Consider the following 25499-nt stretch of genomic DNA (forward strand, 5'->3'; position numbering starts at 1 on the left):
CGGTCGAGCAGTAGGAGGGGCGTCGTGACGCCAGCGGTATCGGTCGTCGTGCCGGTGTACAACGGCGTCGCGTTCATCCACGAGACGATGCAGTCGATCTTGGCGCAGACATTCACCGACTTCGAACTGCTGGTTTCCGAGCGGTATTCCACCGACGGCACCTGGGAGGCATTGCAGCGGTACGCCGACGATCCCCGCGTCCGGCTGACCCGACTGGATGCCCCCGGTCCCGCACCGGTGAACTTCAAGTACGTCACCGAGCTCGCCACCGGCGAGTTCATCAAGGCCGTCTGCGCCGACGACGTGCTGTATCCCGACAACCTCGAGGTGCTCGTGAGGGAATTGCGAGCGCACCCGTCGGCCGTGCTGGCCGTCAGTTCGAGGGATGTCATCGACGCGGCGGGGCGCACGGTGATGCGCAACCGCGGCCTGGCCGGACTGCACGGTGAAATCAGCGGGCCCGACGCCATCCGGCGCACCGTGCTGGCGGGCACGAACATTTTCGGCGAACCGCCGACGGCCCTGTTCAGGCGCCAGGCGCTGCTCGACGCCGGAGGTTGGGAACCCAACCGCCCCTTCCTCTTTGATCTCGCGACCTACTCCAGGGTGCTGCTGCACAGCAAGGGCACCCTCGTCGCGGTGCCCCGGCCGCTCTGGGCATTTCGGCTCAGCGGTTTCCAGGAGACCGTGAAGACGTACAACCACACTCAGACGGACGACGTGATCAGTTTCTTCCGGGAGTTGTCCGCCGCGAACCCGGGGCTGCTCAGCCGGCGGCAGCTATTGGTCGGCAGCACGCGGGCCCGAGTGAACACCCTCGGTCGACACGCGGTGTACCGCTGGCTGGGCCGGTCGCGCCTCGAGGTGGCCGCCGCGGGCGGCTAGCGAACGAGCCGCACCTAGTTGGACAGCGCTTGGTGCCGGAGCAGGTCGTCGTACACGCGCTTCACCGCCACCGGAAACGGGGTGAGCGCGACGCGCTGGAAGTCGTGCGAAAAGTTCGTGCAAAGGCGCAGGTCGCGAACGTGATAGTTCGAGGACGGGCTGGTCCCGAGCGCGATGCGGACAGTGCGGTGGGCAACCTGTTGCACGGTGCGCAGGACCGTGCACACGGACACGGGCTGGCGCGACGAGATGTTGCGCAGCACCGGCGTCGACGGCTGGTCGTGAACCGCGTTGTCGACCAGCGTCCGCACCATCGCGGCGGCATCGTCGATGTACAGGTAGTCGCGGAGCGTCTCCATCGGAACGAACACGTTCAACGATTGCCGCGTGATCGCGGCCCTGCACATCTGGCTGACGAGACCCTGCGGTTTCACCAGGTTTTGGCCGGGCCCGGCGAGGTTTGAGAACCGTCCGATTACGAGCGGGATGCGGCCCGCGAGCGCCGTCTGGAACATCTCCTCTTGGGCAAGCTTCGTCTCGCCGTACGAGCTCAGCGGCCGTGGCGCCGTCGACTCGCTGAACGGCGGATGAGCCGACCCGGCATAGACGCCGCCTGCCGACGACGAGAGGAAGAACGCGCCCCGCCCGGTCGGTCGCGAATCGCACAACCTGGTGAGCACGTGAGACATGATGCGCGTCTCCGCGGCGAGCTTGTCGGCCGTGGTGCCGACGACGCCGCTGCCGGCGGCCCAAATGATCGACCAATCATCGCTTCCGGCCTCGCGAATGAACCGCTCGAGGTCCGAGTCGAGCACCTCTACCGCCGCATCGTGGTTCTCCCATGGCACCCGCAGTCCCACGAATTCCGGGCCGACCGCACGCGATACGGCGCTGCCGAGTAGCCCGCCGCGACCCACGATCCAGGTGAGCACCCGTCAGTCCTCCCGGCCGTCGAATACGTCAGAGGGATCGCGCACGATGACATACACCGGCTTACCCATCGCCATATTCGCTGCGGCCGCTATGTATTCGGCGATGATTCCCAGCGCGAACAAAACCGCTCCGCCGACGACAAGCACCGCCACGAACACCGACGTCCACCCTTGCACGCTGATGTCGCCGACCGCTTTCTGGATCGCGCTGTAGGTCGCCACCGCGAAACCGAGCAGAGCGAACAGAATTCCCATCATGGAGACGAAACGCAGGGGCCGGGTACCGGATGAGATGACCAGCCGCCAAAAGTGCGCGGACAAGCGCCGCAACGTGTACGCGCTCGCCGGTCGTCCCTCTTCGCGCATCAACACCGGACATGCCGAAGGATTCGCGACGACCCAGCACAGGGCGACGTCGAGAAACACGCCCGCGCCGGTGTACGCCGCGACGCTGCGCCCGGCCTCGCCCAACATCAGCCGAAAACTGTTGAAGGCTTTGGGCCCGTCGGACGACATCAGCACATGGACGAACAACCACTTCGTCAGCCAAGACGCCGCGTTGCGGAAGGCGCCGTGTGGTGGCTTGTTTGTCGGCGAGGCGTACACGAGCTGGGTGCGATCGCGGTACGCCATGTCGAGCATGTCGCCGATGTATGCAGGATCGTGCTGTCCGTCTTCGTCCATCGTGACGATCCAGTCCCCGCCGGATGACGTCATGCCCGCGAGTGTGGCGGGATGTTGTCCGAAGTTGCGAGACAACCATATTGGGCGGATCCATTCGTCGCGCCCGGCCAGCTCTCGCACGACTCGATCGGTACCGCGAATTCCCCGATCCCACACGAGGAGCACCTCGCCGACGCAAAACTGTCGACCGTCAGGGGTTTTCTGGGGTGATCGAAGCTGTTCGAGCTCCTTCACCACGCCAGCCAACGTCTCGGCTCCGCTGTATACCGGAATCACAACGCTGACCGAATCGATGCGGCTCAATTGACCGTCACCAGTCACGCCTTAGCCTCCCCAACGGACAGCTTCAGTGAGGTGACTTTACCCAGGGATTGCCGAATATGTGGCGCAATTGTGATTTCGCGTGAGCCGAGCCGAGTTACGGGGCCGGGAATGTCCGGTAACTGTCACGGTTCGCCGCCGTCCACGCGCGTGACTCCCCCTCAGGGCGTTGGCCGTTCGGATGCGTCTGTCTCACCGTTTCCGCCCTCGGGGCGGTCGTCGGCGGTGTACGCTCACCGCGTGCCGCTCCCGGCACCCCGTCGCGGTGCCCGGGGCGGCGCGGGCGCATCCTGCGCTCGAAGGCAACGTGAAGGGTGAAGGCGCGAAGTATCTACCGTTGGGGGTCTTTCTTCCTGCTTCCTCATCTCATGGAAAAGTACTCAAATAATCCTGCCGATAGATTTGGATACATGACTGTCACTGTGGAAGGTAGCTCGAGTTACCATCATGGATTAGCTGAAGGGCCAAGGAATTGGCCGGGCTCGTCTTATCCCAATCGTCAGCGAGTCCAATGAAAGCCGTGCTATTGGCCGGCGGGGCCGGCACGCGACTGAGGGAAGAGACCGTCATCCGCCCCAAACCGATGGTAGAGATCGGTGGGCGGCCAATCCTCTGGCATATCATGAAGCTCTATTCCCACCACGGTATTAACGATTTTGTGGTTTGCTGCGGTTACAAGGGCTACGTGATCAAAGAATACTTCGCCAACTATTTCCTGCACATGTCTGACGTGACCTTTGATATGTCCGCTAACCGGATGGAAGTGCATGAGCGCCACGCAGAACCGTGGCGGGTGACGCTGGTGGACACCGGCGACGACTCCATGACGGGCGGACGCCTCAAGCGGGTGGCAACCTACATCCAAGACGAAGAGGCTTTCTGCTTCACCTACGGCGACGGGCTCAGCGACGTGGACATCAGCGCCAGCATCGAATTCCACCGCCGGCACGGACGGCACGCGACCGTCACGGCGGTCCTTCCGCCGGGGCGCTATGGGGCCATCGAGTGCGACGGTGACCAGGTCTCGCGCTTCGTCGAGAAGCCGCGTGGCGATGGCGGCCTCATCAACGGCGGATTTTTCGTTCTCTCCCCCGCGGTGCTCGATTACATCGAAGGCGACCACACCTCCTGGGAGGGCGCGCCCCTGGCCCGTCTCGCGGCCGACGGCGAGATGATGGCGTTCGAACATTCGGGTTTCTGGCAGCCCATGGACACCCTCCGAGAGAAGAACCTGCTCGAAGAACTGTGGAGCAGCGGCAAAGCGCCGTGGAAATGCTGGAATTGAACGCGTTCGGGGCCGCTTATCGCGGGCGCCGGGTGCTGGTCACCGGCCATACGGGATTCAAGGGCAGCTGGTTGTGCATGTGGCTGCAGGCGCTGGGCGCCGAGGTCACGGGCGTCGGGCTGGACCCGTGGACCGAGCCCAGCCACTGGGATCTGCTGAAGCTGTCCATCGAGGACCGCCGCGTCGACGTGCGCGATGAAGCGGCCGTCCGCAAGGTCTTCGCCGAGGCAAAGCCGGAAATGGTTTTCCACCTGGCCGCTCAGCCGTTGGTCCGTCGGTCCTACCGCGAGCCGGTCACTACTTGGGCCACCAACGTGATGGGCACGGTGAATGTACTCGAGGCCGTCCGGCACACCCCGGAGGTGCGTGCGGTCGTGGCGATCACCAGCGACAAGTGTTATGAGAATCGTGAATGGCCTTGGGCCTACCGGGAACGAGACCGGCTGGGCGGTCACGAGCCCTACAGCGCGTCCAAGGCCGCCGCCGAGTTGGTTTCCGCGAGTTACCGGGCCGCGTTGCTGCAAGACCCGTCGGCCCCGTTGCTCGCAACCGCCCGGGGCGGCAACGTGATTGGCGGTGGCGACTGGTCCGAGGACCGGCTGGTGCCCGACTTGGCGCGCTCGGTCGCTGCCGGCGAGCCACTGATCATTCGCTCGCCGCATGCCACGCGGCCCTGGCAGCATGTGCTGGATCTCCTCAGCGGGTATCTCCTGCTAGGTCAGCGCCTTCTGGCGCGCGACACCACTTGCGCCACTGCGTGGAACTTCGGCCCCGACGAAGCAGGCAACCGCACGGTCGAGCACGTGCTCGGACACCTTGCTCGCGCGTGGCCACAGATCCGATGGGAAGTGACATCCAGTCCGCAGCCGCACGAAGCGGGCCTGCTGCATCTCGACAGCGCCAAAGCGCGGATGCATCTCGGGTGGCGTCCCGTTTGGGATCTGGAAAAGACGGTCCACCACACGGCCAGTTGGTATCGCCAACTGCTTGAGGCCGGCGCCGTGTCGAGCGCGGACCAGCTGGCTGCCTACCTCGCCGACGCGGCCGACTCCGGCCAGGTTTGGGCAACGGCATGAACATCTCCGACACCCCGATCGCCGACCTGAAGCTGGTACGGTCCGTGCCACACGAGGATGCCCGCGGCACGTTCCTCCGCCTCTTTTGCGCCCAGGAACTTCAGCCCCTGCTGGGCCACCGCCAGATCGCGCAGATCAATCACTCCAAAACCAGCCACGCCGGGGCCGTGCGCGGCCTGCACTTTCAACACCCGCCGCACGCGGAAATGAAGATGATCCGCTGCCTTCGCGGCCGGGTGTGGGACGTGGCGGTCGACCTGCGGCCCAACTCACCCACGTTCTTGCAGTGGCATGCCGAGGAACTGGCGCAGGGCGACGCGCAGATGTACGTGCTGCCCGAGGGATTCGCGCACGGGTTCCAGGCCTTGGAGCCCGACAGCGAATTGCTGTACCTGCACACGGCGTTCTACCACCCTCCCGCCGAAGGAGGGTTGCGTCACGACGATCCCCGCCTCGGCATCACCTGGCCTTTGCCGCCCCAGGACCTTTCGGCTCGTGACCTATCCCATCCGCCACTGGACGCCGACTTCACAGGAGTCGCACTATGAAATGCCGGCACTGCGGCAATCCCGTCGAGCACACTTTTGTCGACCTCGGCTTTGCGCCCCCCTCGAACGCCTACCTGCGGGCCGACGACCTGTCCAACCCGGAGGTGCACTATCCACTGCGCGTAAAGGTGTGCGATCGCTGTTGGCTGGTGCAGACCGAGGACTACACCCGTGCGGAGGAATTGTTCAGCCCCGACTATGCCTACTTCTCCAGCACGTCGAGCACTTGGCTCGAGCACGCGGCCCGCTACGTGCGCATGATCACCGAGCGGCTGCAACTGGGGCCCGAGAGCTTTGTCATCGAAGTGGCTTCCAACGACGGCTACTTGCTGAGGAACTTTGTGGCAGCGGGCATCCCGTGCCTGGGCATCGAGCCGACGGTCGGGACGGCCGAGGCGGCCGAGGCGCTGGGGATCCCGGTCATCCGCGAATTCTTCGACGAAGCCCTCGCGCGCCGGCTGGCCGGTGAGGGACGGCAGGCGGATCTCATCCTCGGCAACAACGTGTATGCCCACGTACCGGACATCAACGACTTCACCCGCGGACTGGCTGCCGTGCTGAAGCCGGAAGGCGTTGTCACGCTGGAATTTCCGCACATCGTGCCGTTGATCGAACACACGCAGTTCGACACCATCTACCACGAGCATTTCTCGTACCTGTCGCTCACCACAGTGACCCGGATATTTGCCGCCGCAGGCCTTCGGGTGTGGGATGTCGAAGAACTGCCGACCCACGGGGGCAGCCTGCGGGTTTATGGCTGCCGCGCCGAGGCGGCGATCGCCACCACAAACAACGTCGACGCGCTGCTGGCGCGCGAGGAACAATTCGGGGTGACCCGGCTTGGCACATATACCGAGTTCCAGAAGCGCGCCGACCGGGTGAAGACGGATCTTTTGGGCTTCCTGGTCGACCAGAAGCGTGCCGGCCGGCGCGTGGCGGCCTACGGAGCCGCCGCGAAAGGAAACACCTTGTTGAACTACGCCGGCGTCAGGCCGGACTTGCTGCCGTATGTGTCCGATGCCGCGGGGTCCAAACAGGGGAAATTCATGCCGGGAAGCCACATTCCCATCCATTCGCCTGAGGCGCTCCGGGAAGACCCGCCAGATTATGTGGTGATTTTGCCCTGGAACATCGCGCACGAAGTCCGCAGCGAGTTGAGTGACCTTGTTGAAGCCGGAGTGCGTTTCGTCAAGGCGGTTCCCGAGTTGAGCGTGCTGTGACGCCGCGCATCCCTTACACCAAGCCGTCGATCACCGAGCTCGAGGTGCGCTACGCCACCGACGCCGCCGCAAACGGCTGGGGCGCGCAGTGCTACGCATACCTCGAGCGCTTCGAGAACGCGTTCAGCACACATCTGGGCGTCAAGCACGCGATCGCCACGTCGAGTTGCACCGGCGCGATGCACATGGCCCTCGCCGCGCTCGGAATCGGCGCAGGTGATGAGGTCATCATGGCGGACACCAACTGGATCGCCACGGCGGCGCCCATCGTGCACCTGGGCGCCAGACCCGTCTTCGTCGACATCTTGCCCGAAAGCTGGTGCGTCGACCCGGAACTGGCCGAAGCCGCCATCACCCCCCGCACCAAGGCCATCGTCGCGGTGCACTTGTACGGGAACCTCTGCGAGATGGACGCTCTCTTGGCGGTGGGACAAAAACACGGCATCCCGGTGATCGAAGACTCGGCGGAGGCCCTCGGTTCGATTTACCACGGAAATCGCGCCGGCTCCATGGGCCGATTCGGGACCTTCTCGTTTCACGGAACCAAGGCGGTCACCACTGGCGAGGGCGGAATGTTCGTCACCAATGACGACGATCTGTACGAGAAAGTGCTCACCCTGAGCAACCACGGCCGCGCGCGCGGTCAGACTAAGCAGTTCTGGCCGGATATGGTGGGCTTCAAATATAAAATGTCGAACATCCAGGCAGCCATCGGTTGCGCACAGCTGGAGCGCATCGACGAACTGATTTCACGCAAGCGGGACGTTTTCTACGGTTACCAGGACGGGTTGGACGGCGTGGCCGGGATATCGATGAATCCCGAGCCGGCGGGCACACAAAATGGATTCTGGATGCCGACGGTCGTATTCGACGGGTCGACCGGGCTCACGTCCGAGCGCATTACCGACGCATTCGCGGCAGAAAACATTGATGCCAGGGTCTTCTTTCACCCACTTTCAACGACGCCCCCGTTCGCAGGATGGTCCGGAGGCAAATGGGCCGGCGATATCGCCAACCGCGCGATCAACCTGCCCAGCTTCCATGACATCACTAAGGAAGAGCAGTCCCGGGTCGTCCAGGTTGTCCGGCGGCTTTCCGAAGCCTGACGCGGGCTATCCGAGCCTATCTATGCTGATCCGCACCTCGTAAACGTCATCTCCGTCGGAGAAGCGGCACCCGGGATGCGGGGGGAATGTACGGGCGCGGAGGCGATTCAACAGCTCTCGGGCCGTCGTCGGCGCATCGAGGTCGATGACGCTCGCCGGCTCCAGCTGACTGCGATAGTGCAGGCTGCCGGTGTCCGCTTGTGGAATCCGGGGGATTTCACCGTGCACGATCGTTGGGAGGGCATCTTCGAAAAGCACCACCATTTCGGTCAGTGCCTTTTGGTATAACGTCTCGCCAGTGTCGGGCCACGACACCGATATTTCTCTCTGGAATGCGATGTCGCCGGCGTCGATCGCGGCGTTTACATGATGGAGCGTGACCCCGTAAGGCGCGTTTTCGACAATTGCCCAGAAATTCGGGTCTTTTCCTCGGCAGTACGGCAGCAGGCTTGGGTGAGTATTCACAATAACCGGCGCGGCGTCCAGAACGGCTCCCTTGAGCAAATACGGCCACCAGGCGAGGATAATGACGTCAACCTGCCGGGAGCGCAGCCAATCCGCTCTCTGCCGGTCATCTTGCTCCCGCCACAGCCTGGTTTCGCATCCCTCGGGAATGTCAAGGCCGTCCGGCAGACCTGCCGTGTCGGTTATCAGTGCGACAAGGCTTTCCGGTGCGTAGCCGAGCAGCTTTCCCAGAATGGAATAGCCGACCTCCCCATGCGCAAAGATGGCGATGCGCTTGGTGGCGCGACCTCCCGGGCCGTCCTCGTTCATGTCGGGGTACCTCGTCATCGTGATTCAGCGTCCCGGCGATCCTAAGGGACCGTGCGGCAAACCGGTGTGGACGCCGGCAGCCAGCGAAGCGGCCGGGAGAGGGCGAGAGCGGCCGCCAGAAACCGCCGTTCTCCGTTGTGCCGCGGGAATTCGGCATAGGATTTGCGTGGCATCGATCGCCAGCCGACGGCTGGGGGGTTCCATTTCTGCGTGGAGGTATGGGATGTCGTTTGTGATCGCGGCGCCGGAGACGATGGCGAAAGCGGCAACGGATTTGGCGAATCTCGGCTCGACGCTCAACGAGGCAAGCGCGGCCGCGGCCACCCGCACTACCGGGGTGCTGGCCGCGGCGGAGGACGAGGTGTCGGCGGCCATTGCGGCGGTGTTCTCCGCCCACGGTCAGGGCTTTCAGGCGCTCAGTGCGCAGGCGGCGGCGTTTCACGACCAGTTCGTGCAGGCTCTGACTGCCGGTGCGGGATCCTACGCCGGCGCCGAGGCGGCCAATGTCGCGGCGATCACGGCCAATCCGGCGCAGACGGTGGAGCAGGACCTGCTCAACCTGATCAATACGCCGTTCCTGACGCTGACCGGGCGTCCGCTGATCGGCAACGGCGCCAACGGGGCCCCGGGGACCGGGGCACCGGGCGGCAACGGCGGGTGGTTGCTCGGTAACGGCGGGTCCGGCGGGTCCGCGGCCGACGGCTCGGGGCTCAACGGCGGTAACGGCGGGGCCGCGGGGCTGTTCGGCCACGGCGGCGCGGGCGGCGCCGGCGGGACAAGCGCCGCGGGCAACGGCGGGGCCGGCGGGGCCGGCGGCGCGGGCGGGATGCTGCTCGGCACCGGCGGCAACGGCGGCACCGGCGGCGCTTCGACCCTCGCCATCGGCGGGATGGGCGGAAACGGCGGCGCCGCCGGGCTGTTCGGCACCGCAGGCGCAGGCGGCGCCGGCGGGGTCGGCAGCACCCAGGGCGGTAACGGCGGCATCGGTGGTTCCGCGGCCGTGTTCGGCAACGGCGGCACCGGCGGGGCGGGCGGCACGGCCCTCGGCGCCGGCGGCGCCGACGGGGACGCCGGAAGGGGCGGCAACGGCGGCATGCTCGGCGGCAACGGCGGCGCCGGCGGCAACGGCGGCCAAGGCGGAGCGGTCGGCGGGGACGGCGGGGTCGGCGGCAACTCCGGATTCCTCTACGGTGCCGCCGGCCACGGCGGGAACGGCGGGTTCGGCGCCATCACCGGCGGTCCCGGCAACGCCGGCGGCAACGCCGGCGGGCTCTGGGGCAACGGCGGCGCGGGCGGCAGCGGCGGGACCGGCGGCACCGGCGCCGGCGGAAATGGCGGGGCCGGGGGCAACGCCGGCATGCTGTTCGGGTCCGGCGGGGCCGCCGGGACGGGCGGTTTCGGCGGCACCAACGGCGGAATCGGCGTGGCCGGCGGCAACGCCGGGCTGATCTGGGGCAACGGCGGGGCCGGCGGCGCCGGCGGCGCCGGCGGGACTGGCACCGGCGGTCCCGGCGGCAACGGCGGTCAGGCCGGACTGATCGGCGACGGCGGCACCGGCGGCGCCGGCGGCACCGTCGACGGTGCGGGAACGCACGGCGGTGCGGGCGGTAACGGCGGCAACGCCGTGCTGGTCGGCAACGGCGGCAACGGCGGCAACGGCGGGACCGGTCCGGTCACCGGCACCCCGGGCGCGGGTGGCACCGGCGGTCTGTTGCTCGGGCTCAACGGGGCGAATGGTTTGACGTAACCCCGCGACGCGTCTCGCGAATCGGGCTGTATACCAACGACTTTCAGGTCGACCCTGGTCGGCCGACGCTCCGTCGCGCTCCGGCGGCGAAGAAAAGCGCCACCCCCAGTGCCAGCAGCACGGGGCCCATCAAGAGTATGACTCGAACCGCGATAGCCGTGCCGCCGGCCAGGGATCCCTTGAGCCACATGCGGTTTCGGGCTCCGGCGTTGTCCGCGTCGGCGGGCCGGATTTCCGGCGGCAGGATCGCCCTGACATCGGGGTCCGCCAGCACCACCTTCGCCAGGCGCTGCGGAATCGGGTAGGAGATGTCAATCCCGTGGCCGCCGCGGCCCTTTGACCCCAGATCGTCGACGTTCCCCGTCGCGAGGTAGGACCGAACCTTGACCATCTCGCCGTGCGCCGCTTTGCTCCAGTCGACGGCGCCCAGCACCGACCCGTAGTAGCCGAGAGTTGCGCAGACCGCTACGACGGCGAATACCCACGGCACCGCCCACCGCGCCGCGTACCGCCCAAACCGCGTGCCGGGCGCGCCGTCGGCCAGCCAGAGCACCGCCATCAGCCCGACGGCATAGGCAACGACGACGATGTCCATGTACCGCACCGCGATGAGCGCGCCACGGCCATAGGCGAGGAGAACGAACTGGATGGCCAGCCACGCAGCGATTCCGACCGCCACCCACGCACGGTCGGAGATCCCGGGGCGCCGCGCGACCGTTCGGTAGCAGAACCAGACCGTGGGGACGAATGCGACGCCGACCAGGGCGGTGAACCCGAACAACCCTTCAATGAAGGTCAACGGATTGCTCATCGGCCTCGCGGCCGACGCCGCCCACAGGATCATGGCCACAGCTATTGCCGCACTGACGATGACGCCGGCGAACTCTCGAGCACTCCGCTTTCTGGCGTTGACGGCGATCTGCGTGCCCGCAAGCGCGCCGGCGGCGACGATGGTGGCTATACCCGTCGCAAAAGAGAAGTAGCTGAGCACCGCCGCCGCCAACCCGCAAAACCAGCGCGCGGAGAACGGGCGCGCGGCGGCGAACGCCGCGAGGGCCGCGATGCCGAAGAACAACGCGAGGTATACCTGGTCCTGAAATCCCCACAGCGCGTTCTCGTAGATGGGAAACGCGAACACGAATGCGACGAAGCACGCGAACAGCAGCCGGTGTCGCGCCGCGACCAGGGGCATCAAGAGCGAGGCGAGCCAGGTGATGGCTGCGGTTTCAACGATCGCTCCAAAGATCATCTCCAGGCGCGTGTTCCATTCACCGGCAAGCTCGAGGTGGGCCAGCGAGAACAACCGAAAAACAAAGATGCGGTGTTCGTTGTGCGGCGCGAACAGATCGCCGACAGAAAGCGCTCCCTTCAAGTACGGCGAATAAACGTTTGCCGCCTCCCCGTCCCACTGGTCGACCAGGGGCACCGGCGAAGCGAGAGCCCAGATGACGATGAGCTTGGCGCCCAATACGACGCACGCGACCGCGGCCAGCAAGGCGATGGTGCCCTTCTGACGTTGCGGCGCCTCCGGATCGTCCCTCGGAGTTGTCACCGCTTCGCCCGCCGGCCGATATGCCTCCTGGGCCGAAGTCGTAGTCATGACAGGGCCTTTCGTGCCCATGCGAACCGAAGATCGCCTCCCCCGTGCCGCTGCAGCAGCCGAAGCGCCCCCAGCGATGCCAGCCCGCCGCCCGCCCAACGCAGCACCGGACGCCGCATGGCCAGCCCATACCAACGCAGATATGCCGGCAACCAGCCCGCCAGATCGAACCGGCTGGTGCCGGCCGTTCGATCATCCCAACTGCTGGGGACCTCGTCGATGCGGTAACCCAGGAGGTGCGCCTTCGTCGTGAGCTCCAGGCCCACCTCGAACCCTCGCCGGCTCTGCACCGGGACGTCCTCGAGAAAGCGGCGGCTGTAGGCCCGGAAGTTCGTGGTGGCGTCGTGAGTCGCGACGCCGCCCACATAGTGCAGGCTCAGTCCCGCGGTCCGCGACATCAGCGTTTTCAACCGGGGTCCCCCGCGCTGGGTGCCGCCGCGCATGTAACGCGAGCCGCTGACCACGGCCGCTCCCTCTTCTCGAATCTTGGCCGCCATCAATGGAATCACCGACGGCGGATCGGACAGGTCGGCCATGCTGGTGACGACGACGTCGCCCCGGGCCGCCCCGAAGCCGGCGATCAACGCGTTGGCTACGCCCTTGCCGAGCGAGTTGCGGACCAGGCGCAGGCTGGCGGGCCGGTCGGGCATCGCTGCCAGCGCCGGCAACGTGCTGTCTTCATCGAAGTCGTAACACACGAGCAGTTCGTGCGGGGTTTCCGCCAGCGCCTCGGTAAGCCTCCTGACGCATACCTGTATGTTTTCGCCCTCGTTGTAGACCGGGATGACCACACTCACCAAATGGACATCCGTCCCGGATTCGGGTCCCGGCTTGCGGGCGCGAATCACGAACTGCTTGCCAAGAATTGGCCACGCCAGCCGCGAACGCAGATACAGCTGCACCAGAATCGGTGCCTGTGGCAGCGGCGACGACGATGTGTACGGCAGAAACCGGCCGCAACTTTCGACTATCTCGAAGTCGCAGGACTCCAGCAGCTCGATGAGGGAACGATCGCTGATCGGCACCGAGTGATCCCAGAAGTCCCAATAGTCGCCAGGGACTAGGCGAATATTCGGTCCCATGGCGATGAGATGCCCGCGCGGCTTGAGCACGCGGCGGGCCTCGGCAACCGTCCGCTCGACCTCTTCCTTGTTTCGCAGGTGCTCCAGCAGGTTGCTCGTGAATACGACGTCTACCGAGGCGTCCTCGAGGAAACCGAGGTCGTCGGCGCGACCGTGGTGGAACTCGACGCCGGGCTCGAGCATTCCCGCGCTGTCCGGGTTCAGATCGACGCCGATCCGGCGCGCCGCCTGCACATGGTTCAGGAACTCGCCGTAGCCGCAGCCGAGGTCCACCACCGTGTCGCTGCGCCTGATCCACGCCTGGAAGAAGTCCCGGACCAGTACCGCCCAGATGGCCGATCGCGACTCGTGCGCATGGCCGAATCGATTGCGGTAGAGCCGCTGCAGGTCGGGCTTACCCGCGATGCGCATGGCGCTGTGGGGGCGACGGCCGTCGCATGTCAGATGGTCCCGGCCTCGACGGCGTCGACGACCCAGGGTATGACCTCGTCGAGCATCGAATCGAGCGTCGTCGTCGCCTCGAATCCGAGCACCTCGGACGCCTTGTGGACATCCGGTGAGCGCAACTGGACGTCATGCTCGAACGGCGGATCGCACTCGTATCGGAACTGGCTGTCGGACCGCATCTTCTTCCAAATGATTTCCGCCAGCTGCAAAACCGTGGTGGCTTCGGGCGTCGACAGGTTGAAGTCGCCGTTGAGCGCGGCCGGATGTTCCATGCATACGCGAATGCCGCGAGCCAGGTCGCCCCCATAGGTGTAGTGCCGCACCTGGGTGCCGTCGCCCAGGATGTGCAACGGATCCTGGCCCTTCGCGACCTTCTGAATGAGGTCCGGCACGACGTGACTCATTGCGAGTTTGACATTGCCACTGGGGATTTCGCGGCCGCCGAGCGCCCGCTGCTCGCCGGTGCCCACACAATTGAACGGGCGGATGATCGTGTACGGGAGGCCGTACTGCTCGTATGCACCGAGCGCGAAATACTCACACGCCAGCTTCTGGAACCCGTAAGTGCTTGTCGGAGGCGGACATTCGGTGATGTGTTTCTCCGGTGTCGGGAAAACGGTGGCGTTCTCGAACACCATCGACGAACTGATCACGTTGATCTTCTTGAGCCAGCCCTTGCGATAGGCGTGGATGGCGGTGTCGAAATGCGCGGCCGCGATGCGCTCGTTCTCGGCCAGCAGATCGTAGGCATATTCGTGGAAGTACGTGATGCCGCCGATGCGCGCCGCGCTGGCCACCATCTGGTCGCAGCCCTCGACCAGTCGGAACATCAGGTCCAGGTCTTTGACGTCGCCCTCGACGAAGTGATAACGCGGATGATCGTCGTAGCTCTTCTCGACCTTGCCGTATTTCGAGTAGTTGTCGATGCCGACGACCTCGTGGCCGGCCCTGAGCAGCTCGTCGACGACATAGCCGTTAATGAAGCCCGCGCTACCGGTTACCAGGACCTTCACTGCGCGGCTGTCCCGGTGCCGACGCGCGCCAACGGGGTTTCGTTCGGCGCATCCGCTTCGAGGGCGCTGACGTCCAGACAGTTCCAGACATCCTCGACGATTTTGTCGCGGGGGATCTTCAGGCCACGGTAGATCGAGTGGGGGACGCCGACGACGATGACGTCTGCGCGCCCCAGAACGGCGTCAAGTGCGTAGTAATCCGGGCCGTCCAGGAAGGGGTCATGCAGCATCACTTTCTTGGCCTCCAGCATCAGCAGGTGCCGAAGCTTGAAGCTCAGCGAGTCGCGCGTATCGTCGCAGTCCGCCTTGAACGTCATGCCGAGAAGGCCAACGGTCTTGTCTCGCAGGTCGACCCGACGCTTGAGCATGTTGACGATGAACTGCGGCTGCCCCTCATTGATCAGCATGGCCGCGTGCCCGAGCATGAAGTTGTTGTTGCTGAACGCGGCCAGCTGCATGGTGTCCTTCAGCAGGCAGGGCCCCGCCGCCAGCCCGGCCGTCGGCAGGCTGTCGACGCGACCGTTTTGGTACGTCGCCGCGTGATGAACCCGCCCGAAGTCCAGGCCGGCCTCGCGGCTGAGCAGGTAGAACTGGTTGGCGACCGCGAACTGGATGTAGCGGTAAGCGTTGCAGAACAGCTTGGCCAGCTCGGCTTCTTGGGGCTCCACCTCGATGATCTCGCTGGTTATCCGGGAAAAGAGCTCGCGGACGATGCGCCGGCCTTCAGCGTCGAATCCACTGATGATCTGCGGAATGATCCGCAGCTCCCGAATCGAATGACCCTGCGCGATGCGCTCCGGACAGAACGTGACGTGTACGCCGATTCCCCGCTCGGCGAACAGGTCGTGGACGCGCCGGCTCAGCCCGGGATAGACGGTGCTTCGGAGTACGAGGGTCTGCCCGTCGTGGAAGTACGGGCTGATCTCGTCGATGATGCGAAAGAAGGTGTGCGCCTGGGGCGTCAGATATTCGTCCACGGGCGTGCCGACGACGCAGATCACGATGTCGGAATTCCTGACCGCCCACGAATCGGTCGTCGCCGAGATGCGCCCGGTAGGCAAGAGCCGCTTGAGCAGATCCTGGGCTCCATTCTCGACGAAGGGCATTCGGCCGGCCATGATCGTTTTCAAAGCGCTTGCGTTCGTGTCCAGAATGTCGACGTGGAAACCCTCGTCGGCGAGAACGAGCGCCAGCGGCAGACCGACGTGCCCGGCCCCACCGATGATGCAGATGCGCTGATCGGGTTGAACTACCATGCCAGACGCCCCCTCCGGCCCCCTGCCTGAAACCCGGCCCAAGGGTTGTCGCGCTGGCAAGGGCAACTACGTACGTGTATGGATCCCGCGGTCGCAGCGTACGAGATCCACCTTTCGGAGCATGGGCGTTTTCAGCAAACGGCCAAAGATCGCGTCAGCCGGCGACGGCTCCCGGCTCCGAGAACGGCGCCCCGAACTCGGCCACCGGCTGCAGCCCGCGCTTGCGCACCTTGGCTGCGGCGTCGCGGATCAGCTTGTAGACCCCGACGAACGCGGCGTGATCGGTCATCACGAACGGTGTCAGCAGCCGGTTGTGCACCAGCGAGAACGCCACCCCTTCGGCAGGGTTGGCCCAGCCGAGCGAACCGCCCAGCCCGACGTGACCGAAGCCCGGCATCACGTTGCCGATCGGCAGGCTGTGGTACCCCAGGTGGAAAGCCAACGGCACGTAGAGGTTTCGGTCCAGCCGCAGGCTGCGCCGACCGGTCAGGCCCGCAACCAGATCACGTGACAGGAATTGGGTGCCATCGATCTCGCCGCCGTTGGCGATCGCCCCGTACATCCGCGCCAGCGCCCGGGCCGTCACCACCCCGTTGGCCGCCGGGATCTCGCTGTCCAGCAGCGGAACCTCACCCTGGGCAGCCGCGATCAGGCCTGGGAAATACATGGAGCGCCATCCGCCCGACAGCTCGTTGGCGACCTTGCGGGTCACAAACGACACGACCGGGTTGCCGACGAGATTCTGCGGCATGATGATCTGCGCGACCCGCGTCGGCGACCCGGCCGGTGGCCGGCCCAGGTGCATGCCGTCGGTGCCCAGGGGCTCGGCGAGCTCCTCGCGGATGAGCGTGCGCATGCCCTTTCCGGTCACTCCCCGCGCAAGCCCGGACATCAGCCAACCGAACGTCAGCGCATGGTATGCGGATTTGCCGAGCAGGCGTCCCGGCGGTGCGGCCGCCAGCCGTTCCTCCATCACGACGTGGTCCAGCACGTCTTCCTTTGTGGCACCCCGCAGGCCCGACAGGCCGGCGTGGTGCTTCATCACCTGGCGGACGGTGAGCTCGGCTTTGCCGTTGGCGCCGAACTCCGGCCAGTACTCGGCGACCGGAGCCTCGTAGTCGATGAGCCCGCGGTCGGCCAGCCGGTGGATGACCGTGGCGGCCATGCCCTTGGTTGCCGAGAACACCATGGGCGCGGTGTCCGCCGACCACGGCACCTGACCGCGCCGGTCGGACCAGCCGGTCCACACGTCGACGGCGGGTTGGCCGTCGACATACACGGCCAGCGCCCCGCCGCCGAACCGGCGGGCCGGGAACATCGTGGAGAAGGCCCGAACGACGCACGCAAAATGGGGGTCCGCCGCGCCGGACACACGATGGCGTGCGTCAGGGCCATCCTGTACAGGGACCGCGCGGCGAGCGACCCGAGACTCCATCGTCACGCTATCGAATTTACTTGGATTTCATACCTTCCGCCGGGAAAATGGGGCTTAAGTTACCTTTCCGTTAGGCGGATGCGGCCTTGAGGATTTGCTGGGCCGCCAGCGCCGGGGTCAGCTCCCCCGCTTTGACCTGCCGTTCCAGGTCGGCGCGGATTTTGCGGACGCCCGGGTTGGACATCACCCGGTCCAGGACCGTGTCGCGGACCATCTGCCAGGTCCAGTCGACCTGTTGGGCCCGCCGGCGCTCGTCGAGTTCCCCGGCTTCGGATAGCACCCGGCGATGGCGCTCGATCGTGTCCCAGAGCTCGGCCAGGCCGGTGCCCTCGGTCGCGCTCATCGTGAGAACCGGTGGCCGCCAAAGCGTTTCGCCCGGGTGAATCAGCCTGATCGCCGCGGACAGCTCGCGCGCGGCCTTGCGCGCCTCGGGCAGGTGCTCCCCATCGGCTTTGTTGACCACGACGATGTCGGCCAGCTCCAGCGCGCCCTTCTTGATGCCCTGCAGCTGATCGCCGCTGCGCGCCAGGGTCAGCAACACGAACGTGTCCACCATGTTTGCCACGGCCACCTCGGACTGGCCGACGCCGACGGTCTCGACGAGTATGACGTCGAACCCGGCGGCCTCCAGCAGAACGATGGTTTCCCGCGTGGCCTTGGCCACCCCGCCTAACGTGCCCGACGTCGGGGACGGACGGATGTAGGCGTCCGGGTGCACCGCCAGGCGGGCCATTCGGGTCTTGTCACCCAGGATCGAGCCGCCGGTGCGGGTCGACGACGGGTCGACGGCCAGCACGGCCACCCGGTGGTCCCGCTCGATCAGGTACATGCCGAGCGCCTCGATGCTGGTGGACTTGCCCACCCCGGGCGTCCCGCTGATGCCGACACGGCGCGCGTTGCCCGAGTGGGGCATCAGCTCCAGCAGCAGCTGCTGCGCCTTCTCCCGATGGTCGGCGCGGGTGGATTCCAGCAGCGTGATCGCCCGCGGCAGCGCCGCGCGATCGCCGTCGCGCAAGGCCTTGGCCAATGCCCCGACGTTGTCGGTGTTTCGCAATGTCATTGAGTTCCCGCGCCACGCATCCGTTTCATCGATGTTCGATGTACTGAGTATCCGTTCTGCGGTCGCGGGTCAACCAGCTCGGTCGCCGGCTCCTGGCTTCAGGACCGCCCCCGTACTCACTGCACCGCCGCAGGAGGGCCGCTGGGGATTCCCGGGCCGCCGACATGGGAGGTATGACCGGTCGGTATTGCCAGCAACGCGATAACCACGACGAATGCAGCAACCGTTCTCCTGGACGGCGTTTGTTCAATCTCCGGTCGGTCGATCGCGTACAGAATGTAGACGACTGCCACGTCGAATGTGATCAGCACCCACCAGCGGGTCCAATCGCTAGCGGTCATGAACAGGAGAACCATCGACGCCAGCGCCAAGAGGGGCAACGCCCACTTTCCTCGAGTTTCCCGGAGAAAGGTCCCGACCGGAACGCCAGAGAAATAGCGGATCACCCATGTCGTGCCGGCGAACATCAGCACCCCGAGGATGAATGAGGCGCCGAGCGGGACGAAGCCGACCTGCGTCACGCTCACGATGGCCTGAGTGAAGCTGCGGTCCAATTGCGAAATCACATGGCACTCAAAGTCGTGGTAATCCGTCCGGCTCTCGACCCGGCCGAGTACGTAATCGATCGTTTTCTGTCGTGATGTCAAAGCCGCATATGGGTCTTCGATCATTCGGTGGGGTAATTGCGCGCACAACTGTGTTGCGACATCGCGTCGACCTAGCCGGGCTACCAAAAACATCGTGACGATTCCCGGCCCAACAGCCACGGCCGCGCAGATTCGCCGCACGGCAGCCGTTGTGTCTTTCGCCAAAACGATGATCGCCAGAATTGCGCCGAGGGCGAGTTCCAATGGAATCGCTTCGTGTATGAGGGCGAGCGAAGCGATCGCAATGCCATAGAGCGCACTGAACGCTATTCGGGGCCGAGGCGCCCGGATCCAGGTCAGGGCCATACCGAGGCCGGCCAGGGCACTCATCCCCAACAGTTCGGGGCGGGGAGAAAAGATGGCATAGGCGAGCGAGAAGGGCAGTACCGGAACGAGGAGGGCCAGCATCATCCGGCGCTCGGACCTCGTGCCCCTGGAAAGAATCGTCAAGATCAGCAGAGCAAGGGCGATCAGCCATGCTACTGCCGGCACCCACATTGAGGCGTAGGCAGCGGTGAAGTAGTGGTCATCGCCAAATATGCGGATCAGTTCACCGCCGAGTCCACGGCGGACGAACCCAAAATTATAATTGGCGGCGTAGTACGATAGCGAGTAAATATCGGTCCGATAGACGGCCAGCACGAAATAAAGGCATGCGAGTTCCCATACGGCCAGCCCGAGGGCGACCAGCACGTATATTCGTACATGCGTATCCGACCGAGAAATGTTCGGAATTCTCGAGAGCAATGACGAGTTTGCTGGGGAAGCATGAGAAGAAGTAATGGCTTAACCTCCTCGCCTCCTGACACCGAGGATGTTAGCCCACCCGGGGCCGCTGGCGAGGACTTCTCGTAAGGAAAAGTGGGCAGTTTCGATCAGGCGCGCGGGCGCATCGCGCTTGCACCGATATTCAGGCCGCCTAAAGATTATGAGCCCGGTTAATGGCGTGGCACGCCACGCGATAAGCGCGTGGGTCAGTCCAACTGATAGTCCAGTCGCTCGGCAAGCTTGTGCAGCAGGCCGATCGCGGCGTCCGCGATCACCGTCCCCGGCGGGAAGATGGCGGTGGCCCCCGCGGCGTACAGCTCGTCGAAGTCGCCGGGCGGGATGACGCCGCCGACCACGATCATGATGTCGGGCCGTCCCACCGCGGCCAGCGCGTCGCGCAGCGCCGGCACCAGCGTCAGATGGCCGGCGGCCAGCGACGACACCCCGACGACATGCACGTCGTTGTCGGCGGCCTGGCGCGCCACCTCCTCGGGCGTGGAGAACAGCGACCCGACGTCGACGTCGAACCCGATGTCGGCGAACGCCGTCGCGATCACCTTCTGCCCACGGTCGTGGCCGTCCTGGCCCATCTTGGCCACCAGAATCCTGGGCCGGCGACCGTCGGCCTCGGCGAATTTCTGGACCAATTCCGTGGCGCTTGCGATGTTGGTTGCCTTTCCGGCTTCGTGACGGTAGACCCCGGCGATGGTACGGATCTCCGCCTGGTGACGGCCATATACCTTCTCCAACGCGTCGGAAATCTCGCCCACGGTGGCCTTGGCCCGGGCGGCGTCGATGGCCAGCGCCAGCAGGTTGTTGCCCAGCCCGTCCTCGCCCGCCCGGCCGGTGGCGGCGGCGGCCCGCGACAGCTCGGCCAGCGCGGCGTCGACGGCCGCCTGGTCCCGGCCGACCCGCAGCTCGCGCAGTTTCGCCAGCTGCTCGGCCCGCACCCGGCTGTTCTCGACCTTGAGCACCTCGATTTCTTGGTCCTCGTCGACCTGGTATTTGTTGACCCCGATCACGGGCTGCTGGCCCGAGTCGATGCGCGCCTGGGTGCGCGCGGCCGCCTCCTCGATGCGCATCTTGGGGATGCCGTCGTCGATGGCCTGGGCCATGCCGCCGTGCTCGGCGATCTCGGCCATGTGGCCGCGGGCCGCTTGCGCGAGCCGATGAGTGAGCCACTCCACGTAATAGGAGCCGCCCCACGGGTCGATCGGCCTGGTGGTCCCCGACTCCTGCGCCAACAGCAGCTGCGTGTTGCGCGCTATCCGGGCCGAGAAGTCGGTGGGCAGCGCGAGCGCCTCGTCCAGCGCGTTGGTGTGCAGCGACTGCGTGTGGCCCTGGGTGGCGGCCATGGCCTCGATGCAGGTGCGCGCGACGTTGTTGAAGGCGTCCTGGGCGGTCAGCGACCAGCCCGAGGTTTGCGAATGCGTGCGCAGGGACAGGGATTTCGGGTTCTTGGCGCCGAACCCGGCGACGAGTTCGCTCCACAGCAGCCGCCCGGCGCGCAGCTTGGCGACCTCCATGAAGAAGTTCATGCCGATGCCCCAGAAGAACGACAGCCGGGGCGCGAATTTGTCGATGTCCAGCCCGGCGTCCAGGCCCGCCTTGATGTAGTCGACGCCGTCGGCCAAGGTGTAGGCCAGCTCCAAATCCGCTGTGGCGCCTGCCTCTTGGATGTGATACCCGGAGATCGAGATGGAGTTGAATTTGGGCATCTTGGCGCTGGTGTAGGCGAAGATGTCGGAGATGATGCGCATCGACGGCTTGGGCGGATATATGTAGGTGTTGCGCACCATGAACTCTTTGAGGATGTCGTTCTGGATGGTGCCGGCCAGTTTCTCCGGCGGCACCCCCTGCTCCTCGGCCGCCACCACGTACAGCGCCAGGATCGGCAGCACGGCGCCGTTCATGGTCATCGACACCGACACCGCCGACAGGTCGATGCCGTCGAACAGCTGGCGCATGTCGAGGATGGAATCGATTGCCACACCGGCCATTCCGACGTCGCCCTGGACGCGGGGGTGGTCGGAGTCGTAGCCGCGGTGGGTGGCCAGGTCGAAGGCGACCGACAGGCCCTTTTGGCCGGCGGCGAGGTTGCGGCGGTAGAAGGCGTTGGAATCCGCCGCCGTGGAGAACCCCGCGTATTGGCGAATAGTCCAGGGCTGGTTGACGTACATCGTCGGGTACGGGCCGCGCACGAAGGGGGGCTCGCCCGGGAAGCTGTTCAGCGGATAGCCCTCGGCCGCCGCGGCGGCGCGGTCGGCGGCGACGTACACCGGTTTGACGTCGATGCCTTCGGGGGTGTGCCAATCCGCGGCATCGTACTTTTGCACGGCGGCCTCGGTGGCCGGCGGCACTTTGCGATCACCGTGCAGGGGGACCTCGGCGAAGCTACCGATCGCGGGTGCTGTCATCGTCATGGCGCTACGCTCCCAACCGGGTGAGCACGTTCGACATGGCTTGCACCGCATTGATTTTCGCGGTCAGGTACTCGTCCGGCCGGGGTGCGGCGTCGTCCAGCTCGCTCAGCGCCTTCTCCGGGCCCGCCAGGTAGACCCTCGCCGCACCGGCGCTCCGGGCCGCCTCGACGACGCCCGAAGCCTCGTCGTGATAGCGCTTGTCGGTGCCGCAGATAATCGCCACCGTCGAATCCGCGCCGGCCACCGCGGCCCCGACCCCGGCGGCGTCGACCGGCCCCGGGTTGATCGCCTCGATGCCGCCCGACGCCAGCAGGTTGGCCGCGAACGTCGTCCGAATGTTGTGCTCGGCCAACGGGCCGAGCGGCAGCAGCAGCGCCTTCGGGCGCGAACCGGTGCGGGCCAGGAAGGCGTCGGAACGGTTCCGCAGCGCCTCGAACTCCGCCGCGTAGCGTCGGACGCCGGATGGCGAATCCTCTTGCGGCTCAGCCTGTGGCTCAACCTGCGTCAAAGGCGGTTCCTCGAGGTTCGGGTATTCGTTGACACCGGTGATTGCGGTGCGGCGATGCGCGATGTCGTCGGCGCGCCGCGCGGCGACCTCGGCGATCTGCTCGGCGATGTAGTCGTGCGCGGCGGCGAACCCGCCGCGCTCCTCTATCGCCTGGAACTGCTGCCACGCCCGCTGCGCCAGCTGCTCGGTGAGGTCCTCGACGTACCAGGACCCGCCTGCCGGGTCCAGCACCCGCCCGACGTGTGACTCCTCCAGCAGCAGCAGCTGGGTGTTGCGGGCGATGCGGCGCGCGAAGCCGGCGCCCACGCCGGGAAAGCCGCCGGGGATGGCCACGTCGAACGGCAATACCAGCACGGTGTCGGCGCCGCCGACGCCCGCGCCGAACGCGGCCACTGTGCCGCGCAGCATGTTCACCCACGGGTCGCGCTGGGTCATCATCGGCAGCGACGTCTGCGCGTGCACCAGCGCCGCGCCGGCGTCCGGCTCGCCGACCACCTCGGCGACGCGCGCCCACAGCTGGCGCGCGGCTCGGAACTTGGCGATGGTCGTGAACTGGTCGTCGTCGGCGGCCAGCCGGAAGCTGATCTGCCGTAACGCCTGGCCGACCGGAACCCCGGCCTCGGTGAGCAGACGCAGGTAGGCCACCCCGGCCGCGACGCAGCCGGCGAGCTCCCAGCTCGCGTTGGCGCCCAGGTTGTGGAAGGCGGGACCGTCGACCGTGATCGCTCGTATGCCGTGGCTCCCGGCCACCCGCGTCGCCACGGCCACCACTTGTTCGGTCGACGGGGATTCCCGGCCGCTCAGCGACGCGGTCAGCGGGTCCGCGCCAAGGTCGATCGACAGGGCGCCGCGCTTGTCGTCGTCCACCCGGTCGACCAACGCCAGCAGCGCGTCGCTGGCCTCGGCGTAGTCGGCGCCCGCATCGAGGATCACCGGAACCAGGTCCAGGTACACGCCCGAGAGCAGCTGCCCGATCTCGCCGGGCGACACCCCCGACTTTCCTATCCGCAGCAGCAGCGCGCTGACCCCGTCGGTGAGGGCGGCCAGCACCGCGCCGTTGGGGTCGTCGCAGCCCGGCGCGGGGAACGCCTCGGCGACCTTCCAACCGGCGTCGATGTCGCGCGCCGCGTCGCCGCCGCGCACGTAGGGCCACTCGCCGGGCAGCGCCGGTTCTGGGAGCTCGTCGAGGGCGGTGTAGAGCGCCCGAACCGCGATCCCGTCGTAAGTCGGGCTTTCCAGCAGCCGTTCGGGCTCGTCGCCCAGCTGCTCGGGATCCTTGCGCGAGCTCTTCGACAGCACACCCGCGACCGCAGTGCGCCAACGCCCGCGAACCTGTTCCAGTCCGACGCGCTCGGGTACATCAATGGACACCGATTGCTCCCTTTTTCACTGCAAATGGGGCTCCGCCACTTGCTAACGAGGCTAATTGATGGGGCCTCCCCGCAAAAAACCGCGCGCGCCGGCGATCGGGGCGCCCGGGCCGAGTGCGGCGAGGAAACGCCAGCCTTCTGAAAGGACTTATCCTCCTCCGCCCCGTAACCTTGACAGCCGTGACGGCTTCCGCCACCTGCAAAATCACCCGAAGACTCCGCGACGCCGGCTGCGTCGTGGGCGCAAGGGCACGTCGGCTGTCCGGGCCCCGGACGGTCGCGACAGTGGTCGGTATCACAGTCCTGATCGTGGTGGCCACCTGGCTTCCCCTGCCGACGCCGGTGCAGATGCGGGATTGGGCCGAGTCGGTCGGCCCCTGGTTCCCGTTGGCGTTCCTCGCCGCGCACATCGTGGTCACCGTGGTGCCGGTGCCCCGCACCGCGTTCACCCTGGCCGCCGGGCTGCTGTTCGGCCCCCCGCTGGGGATCGCCATCGCGGTGACCGCCAGCACCGCGAGCGCGGTGATCGCGATGCTGCTGGTGCGCGCGGCCGGTTGGCAGCTCAACCGCCTGGTTCGCCACCGCGCGATCGACACGGTCGACGAGCGCCTGCGCGAACGCGGCTGGCTCGCGGTCTTCTCGCTGAGATTGATCCCCGCCGTACCGTTTTCGGCGATCAACTACGCCGCCGGCGCCTCGGCCGTGCGGCCTGTGCCGTACACGTTGGCAACGCTGGCGGGTTTGCTGCCGGGCACCACGGCCGTGGTGATCCTCGGCGACGCCCTCGCCAGCCGCCCCAGCCCGCTGCTGCTCCTGGTGTCGCTGTGCACCGGCGCCCTAGGGCTGACCGGGCTGATCGTCGAGATCCGCCAGTTCCGGCGCCACCACCGCCTCAAGGCGCACACCGCGACGCCCTTCCCCGAGCCGGCCGTCGTCCGCTGACGTCGCCCGCGGATTTCTGAACCGAACCTGAAGATATCGGCCCTAAGGGCCGCTCTTCAGGTTCATTTCAGATCGGCTTCCTAACGTCGCCGGCATCACCCGAGCAACGAGGAGGCACAGTGACCAGCGAGGAATCGACTCCCACCACGCAGCCCGCAACTCCACCATCGGTCCTGCAGCGGCACCCCGTGGGCGTCGCGGTCGGCAGCGGGTTGGCCGGGCTCGCCGTCGGCGCGTTCGGTGCCGCCACCCTGATCGGCCTCTGGGCCCCCGCGCCCCCACCGCCGGGCTGGGGTTTTCCGCCGCCGCCAGGCGCCCTGGGTCCCCCGCCGCCACCGCCGTTCGCCTGGCACCCGCCGCCGCCCTGGGC

Annotated in this window: 19 protein-coding genes and 2 pseudogenes; 9 read left to right on the forward strand and 12 right to left on the reverse strand. The window is 66.4% G+C overall.

From position 1 onward, the window contains the following. Positions 1–24: 24 nt before the first annotated feature. On the forward strand, positions 25–885 hold the full coding sequence (locus AWB92_RS15315) for a glycosyltransferase family 2 protein (RefSeq protein ID WP_158090380.1): 861 nt from the start codon (positions 25–27) through the stop codon (positions 883–885). A 14-nt stretch (positions 886–899) separates the two neighbouring features. On the opposite strand, the gene AWB92_RS15320 is transcribed toward AWB92_RS15315, so the two are convergent. Next, the gene (locus AWB92_RS15320; protein ID WP_085186743.1) at positions 900–1817 is read right to left on the reverse strand and encodes an NAD-dependent epimerase/dehydratase family protein; all 918 of its coding nucleotides are present in this window, start codon (positions 1815–1817) and stop codon (positions 900–902) included. Between the two features lie 3 nt (positions 1818–1820). Continuing rightward, positions 1821–2804, reverse strand: a complete 984-nt coding sequence (locus tag AWB92_RS15325; RefSeq protein WP_085186802.1) for a glycosyltransferase — start codon at positions 2802–2804, stop codon at positions 1821–1823. A 529-nt stretch (positions 2805–3333) separates the two neighbouring features. Here AWB92_RS15325 and rfbF point away from each other — a divergent pair. The 5 genes from rfbF to AWB92_RS15350 are packed head-to-tail and all read left to right on the forward strand — an operon-like array spanning position 3334 to position 8057. After that, a complete protein-coding gene (gene rfbF, locus AWB92_RS15330) occupies positions 3334–4107 on the forward strand; it encodes a glucose-1-phosphate cytidylyltransferase (RefSeq protein ID WP_085186745.1) in 774 nt (257 codons plus the stop codon). Further along, positions 4095–5183: a CDP-glucose 4,6-dehydratase gene (gene rfbG, locus AWB92_RS15335; RefSeq protein ID WP_241523465.1), complete on the forward strand. Its 1089-nt coding sequence runs from the start codon at positions 4095–4097 to the stop codon at positions 5181–5183. Before rfbF ends, rfbG begins: the two co-directional genes overlap by 13 nt. Next, complete coding sequence (locus AWB92_RS15340; protein WP_085186747.1) at positions 5180–5731, forward strand: dTDP-4-dehydrorhamnose 3,5-epimerase family protein; 552 nt, start codon at positions 5180–5182, stop codon at positions 5729–5731. The genes rfbG and AWB92_RS15340 overlap by 4 nt, the downstream gene beginning before the upstream one ends. Further along, a complete protein-coding gene (locus AWB92_RS15345) occupies positions 5728–6951 on the forward strand; it encodes a class I SAM-dependent methyltransferase (RefSeq protein WP_085186749.1) in 1224 nt (407 codons plus the stop codon). Before AWB92_RS15340 ends, AWB92_RS15345 begins: the two co-directional genes overlap by 4 nt. After that, the gene (locus tag AWB92_RS15350; RefSeq protein WP_085186751.1) at positions 6948–8057 is read left to right on the forward strand and encodes a DegT/DnrJ/EryC1/StrS family aminotransferase; all 1110 of its coding nucleotides are present in this window, start codon (positions 6948–6950) and stop codon (positions 8055–8057) included. The genes AWB92_RS15345 and AWB92_RS15350 overlap by 4 nt, the downstream gene beginning before the upstream one ends. A 6-nt stretch (positions 8058–8063) precedes the next feature. On the opposite strand, the gene AWB92_RS15355 is transcribed toward AWB92_RS15350, so the two are convergent. Continuing rightward, positions 8064–8831 (reverse strand): formyltransferase family protein, encoded by a 768-nt coding sequence (locus AWB92_RS15355; RefSeq protein ID WP_142282111.1) that lies wholly within the window; start codon positions 8829–8831, stop codon positions 8064–8066. Between the two features lie 223 nt (positions 8832–9054). On the opposite strand from AWB92_RS15355, the pseudogene AWB92_RS15360 reads away from it, so the two are divergent. Continuing rightward, positions 9055–10566, forward strand: a pseudogene (locus tag AWB92_RS15360) (PE family protein); the annotation flags it as partial. Positions 10567–10621: 55 nt separating this feature from the next. On the opposite strand, the gene AWB92_RS15365 reads toward AWB92_RS15360, so the two are convergent. The 9 genes from AWB92_RS15365 to mutA all read right to left on the reverse strand — a co-directional run bounded on the left by AWB92_RS15365 (position 10622) and on the right by mutA (position 24188). Beyond that, complete coding sequence (locus tag AWB92_RS15365) at positions 10622–12178, reverse strand: hypothetical protein (protein WP_085186755.1); 1557 nt, start codon at positions 12176–12178, stop codon at positions 10622–10624. Further along, positions 12175–13671 (reverse strand): bifunctional class I SAM-dependent methyltransferase/glycosyltransferase family 2 protein, encoded by a 1497-nt coding sequence (locus tag AWB92_RS15370; RefSeq protein WP_085186757.1) that lies wholly within the window; start codon positions 13669–13671, stop codon positions 12175–12177. Before AWB92_RS15370 ends, AWB92_RS15365 begins: the two co-directional genes overlap by 4 nt. 29 nt (positions 13672–13700) lie before the next feature. Further along, positions 13701–14720: an NAD(P)-dependent oxidoreductase gene (locus AWB92_RS15375; RefSeq protein ID WP_085186759.1), complete on the reverse strand. Its 1020-nt coding sequence runs from the start codon at positions 14718–14720 to the stop codon at positions 13701–13703. Continuing rightward, on the reverse strand, positions 14717–16042 hold the full coding sequence (locus AWB92_RS15380) for a nucleotide sugar dehydrogenase (RefSeq protein ID WP_241523466.1): 1326 nt from the start codon (positions 16040–16042) through the stop codon (positions 14717–14719). Before AWB92_RS15380 ends, AWB92_RS15375 begins: the two co-directional genes overlap by 4 nt. A gap of 88 nt (positions 16043–16130) precedes the next feature. Continuing rightward, positions 16131–17417 (reverse strand): serine hydrolase domain-containing protein, encoded by a 1287-nt coding sequence (locus AWB92_RS15385; protein ID WP_085186763.1) that lies wholly within the window; start codon positions 17415–17417, stop codon positions 16131–16133. A gap of 64 nt (positions 17418–17481) precedes the next feature. Then, positions 17482–18471, reverse strand: a complete 990-nt coding sequence (meaB, locus tag AWB92_RS15390) for a methylmalonyl Co-A mutase-associated GTPase MeaB (RefSeq protein ID WP_085186765.1) — start codon at positions 18469–18471, stop codon at positions 17482–17484. A 116-nt stretch (positions 18472–18587) separates the two neighbouring features. Continuing rightward, a complete protein-coding gene (locus tag AWB92_RS15395) occupies positions 18588–19811 on the reverse strand; it encodes a hypothetical protein (RefSeq protein WP_142282112.1) in 1224 nt (407 codons plus the stop codon). 281 nt (positions 19812–20092) lie between these two features. After that, positions 20093–22309, reverse strand: a complete 2217-nt coding sequence (gene scpA / locus AWB92_RS15400; RefSeq protein ID WP_085186769.1) for a methylmalonyl-CoA mutase — start codon at positions 22307–22309, stop codon at positions 20093–20095. A 4-nt stretch (positions 22310–22313) separates the two neighbouring features. Further along, positions 22314–24188, reverse strand: coding sequence for a methylmalonyl-CoA mutase small subunit (mutA, locus tag AWB92_RS15405; RefSeq protein WP_085186771.1), 1875 nt, complete (start codon positions 24186–24188; stop codon positions 22314–22316). Positions 24189–24367: 179 nt separating this feature from the next. Between mutA and AWB92_RS15410 the strand changes: the two genes are divergently transcribed. Both AWB92_RS15410 and AWB92_RS29415 read left to right on the forward strand, forming a co-directional pair. After that, on the forward strand, positions 24368–25129 hold the full coding sequence (locus AWB92_RS15410) for a TVP38/TMEM64 family protein (protein ID WP_085186773.1): 762 nt from the start codon (positions 24368–24370) through the stop codon (positions 25127–25129). 119 nt (positions 25130–25248) lie between these two features. Beyond that, a pseudogene (locus tag AWB92_RS29415) lies at positions 25249–25499 on the forward strand (hypothetical protein); the annotation flags it as partial.

This window comes from Mycobacterium sp. IEC1808 (assembly GCF_002101935.1).
Taxonomy (GTDB): domain Bacteria; phylum Actinomycetota; class Actinomycetes; order Mycobacteriales; family Mycobacteriaceae; genus Mycobacterium.

What these genes read in the sequence shown, in the direction of transcription:
- rfbF (WP_085186745.1), top strand. Translation starts at nt 3,334, where the DNA reads ATGAAAGCCGTGCTATTGGCCGGCGGGGCCGGCACGCGACTGAGGGAA.
- rfbG (WP_241523465.1), top strand. Translation starts at nt 4,095, where the DNA reads ATGCTGGAATTGAACGCGTTCGGGGCCGCTTATCGCGGGCGCCGGGTG.
- AWB92_RS15340 (WP_085186747.1), top strand. Translation starts at nt 5,180, where the DNA reads ATGAACATCTCCGACACCCCGATCGCCGACCTGAAGCTGGTACGGTCC.
- AWB92_RS15345 (WP_085186749.1), top strand. Translation starts at nt 5,728, where the DNA reads ATGAAATGCCGGCACTGCGGCAATCCCGTCGAGCACACTTTTGTCGAC.
- AWB92_RS15355 (WP_142282111.1), bottom strand. Translation starts at nt 8,831, where the DNA reads ATGAACGAGGACGGCCCGGGAGGTCGCGCCACCAAGCGCATCGCCATC.
- AWB92_RS15365 (WP_085186755.1), bottom strand. Translation starts at nt 12,178, where the DNA reads ATGACTACGACTTCGGCCCAGGAGGCATATCGGCCGGCGGGCGAAGCG.
- AWB92_RS15370 (WP_085186757.1), bottom strand. Translation starts at nt 13,671, where the DNA reads ATGCGCATCGCGGGTAAGCCCGACCTGCAGCGGCTCTACCGCAATCGA.
- meaB (WP_085186765.1), bottom strand. Translation starts at nt 18,471, where the DNA reads ATGACATTGCGAAACACCGACAACGTCGGGGCATTGGCCAAGGCCTTG.
- scpA (WP_085186769.1), bottom strand. Translation starts at nt 22,309, where the DNA reads ATGACGATGACAGCACCCGCGATCGGTAGCTTCGCCGAGGTCCCCCTG.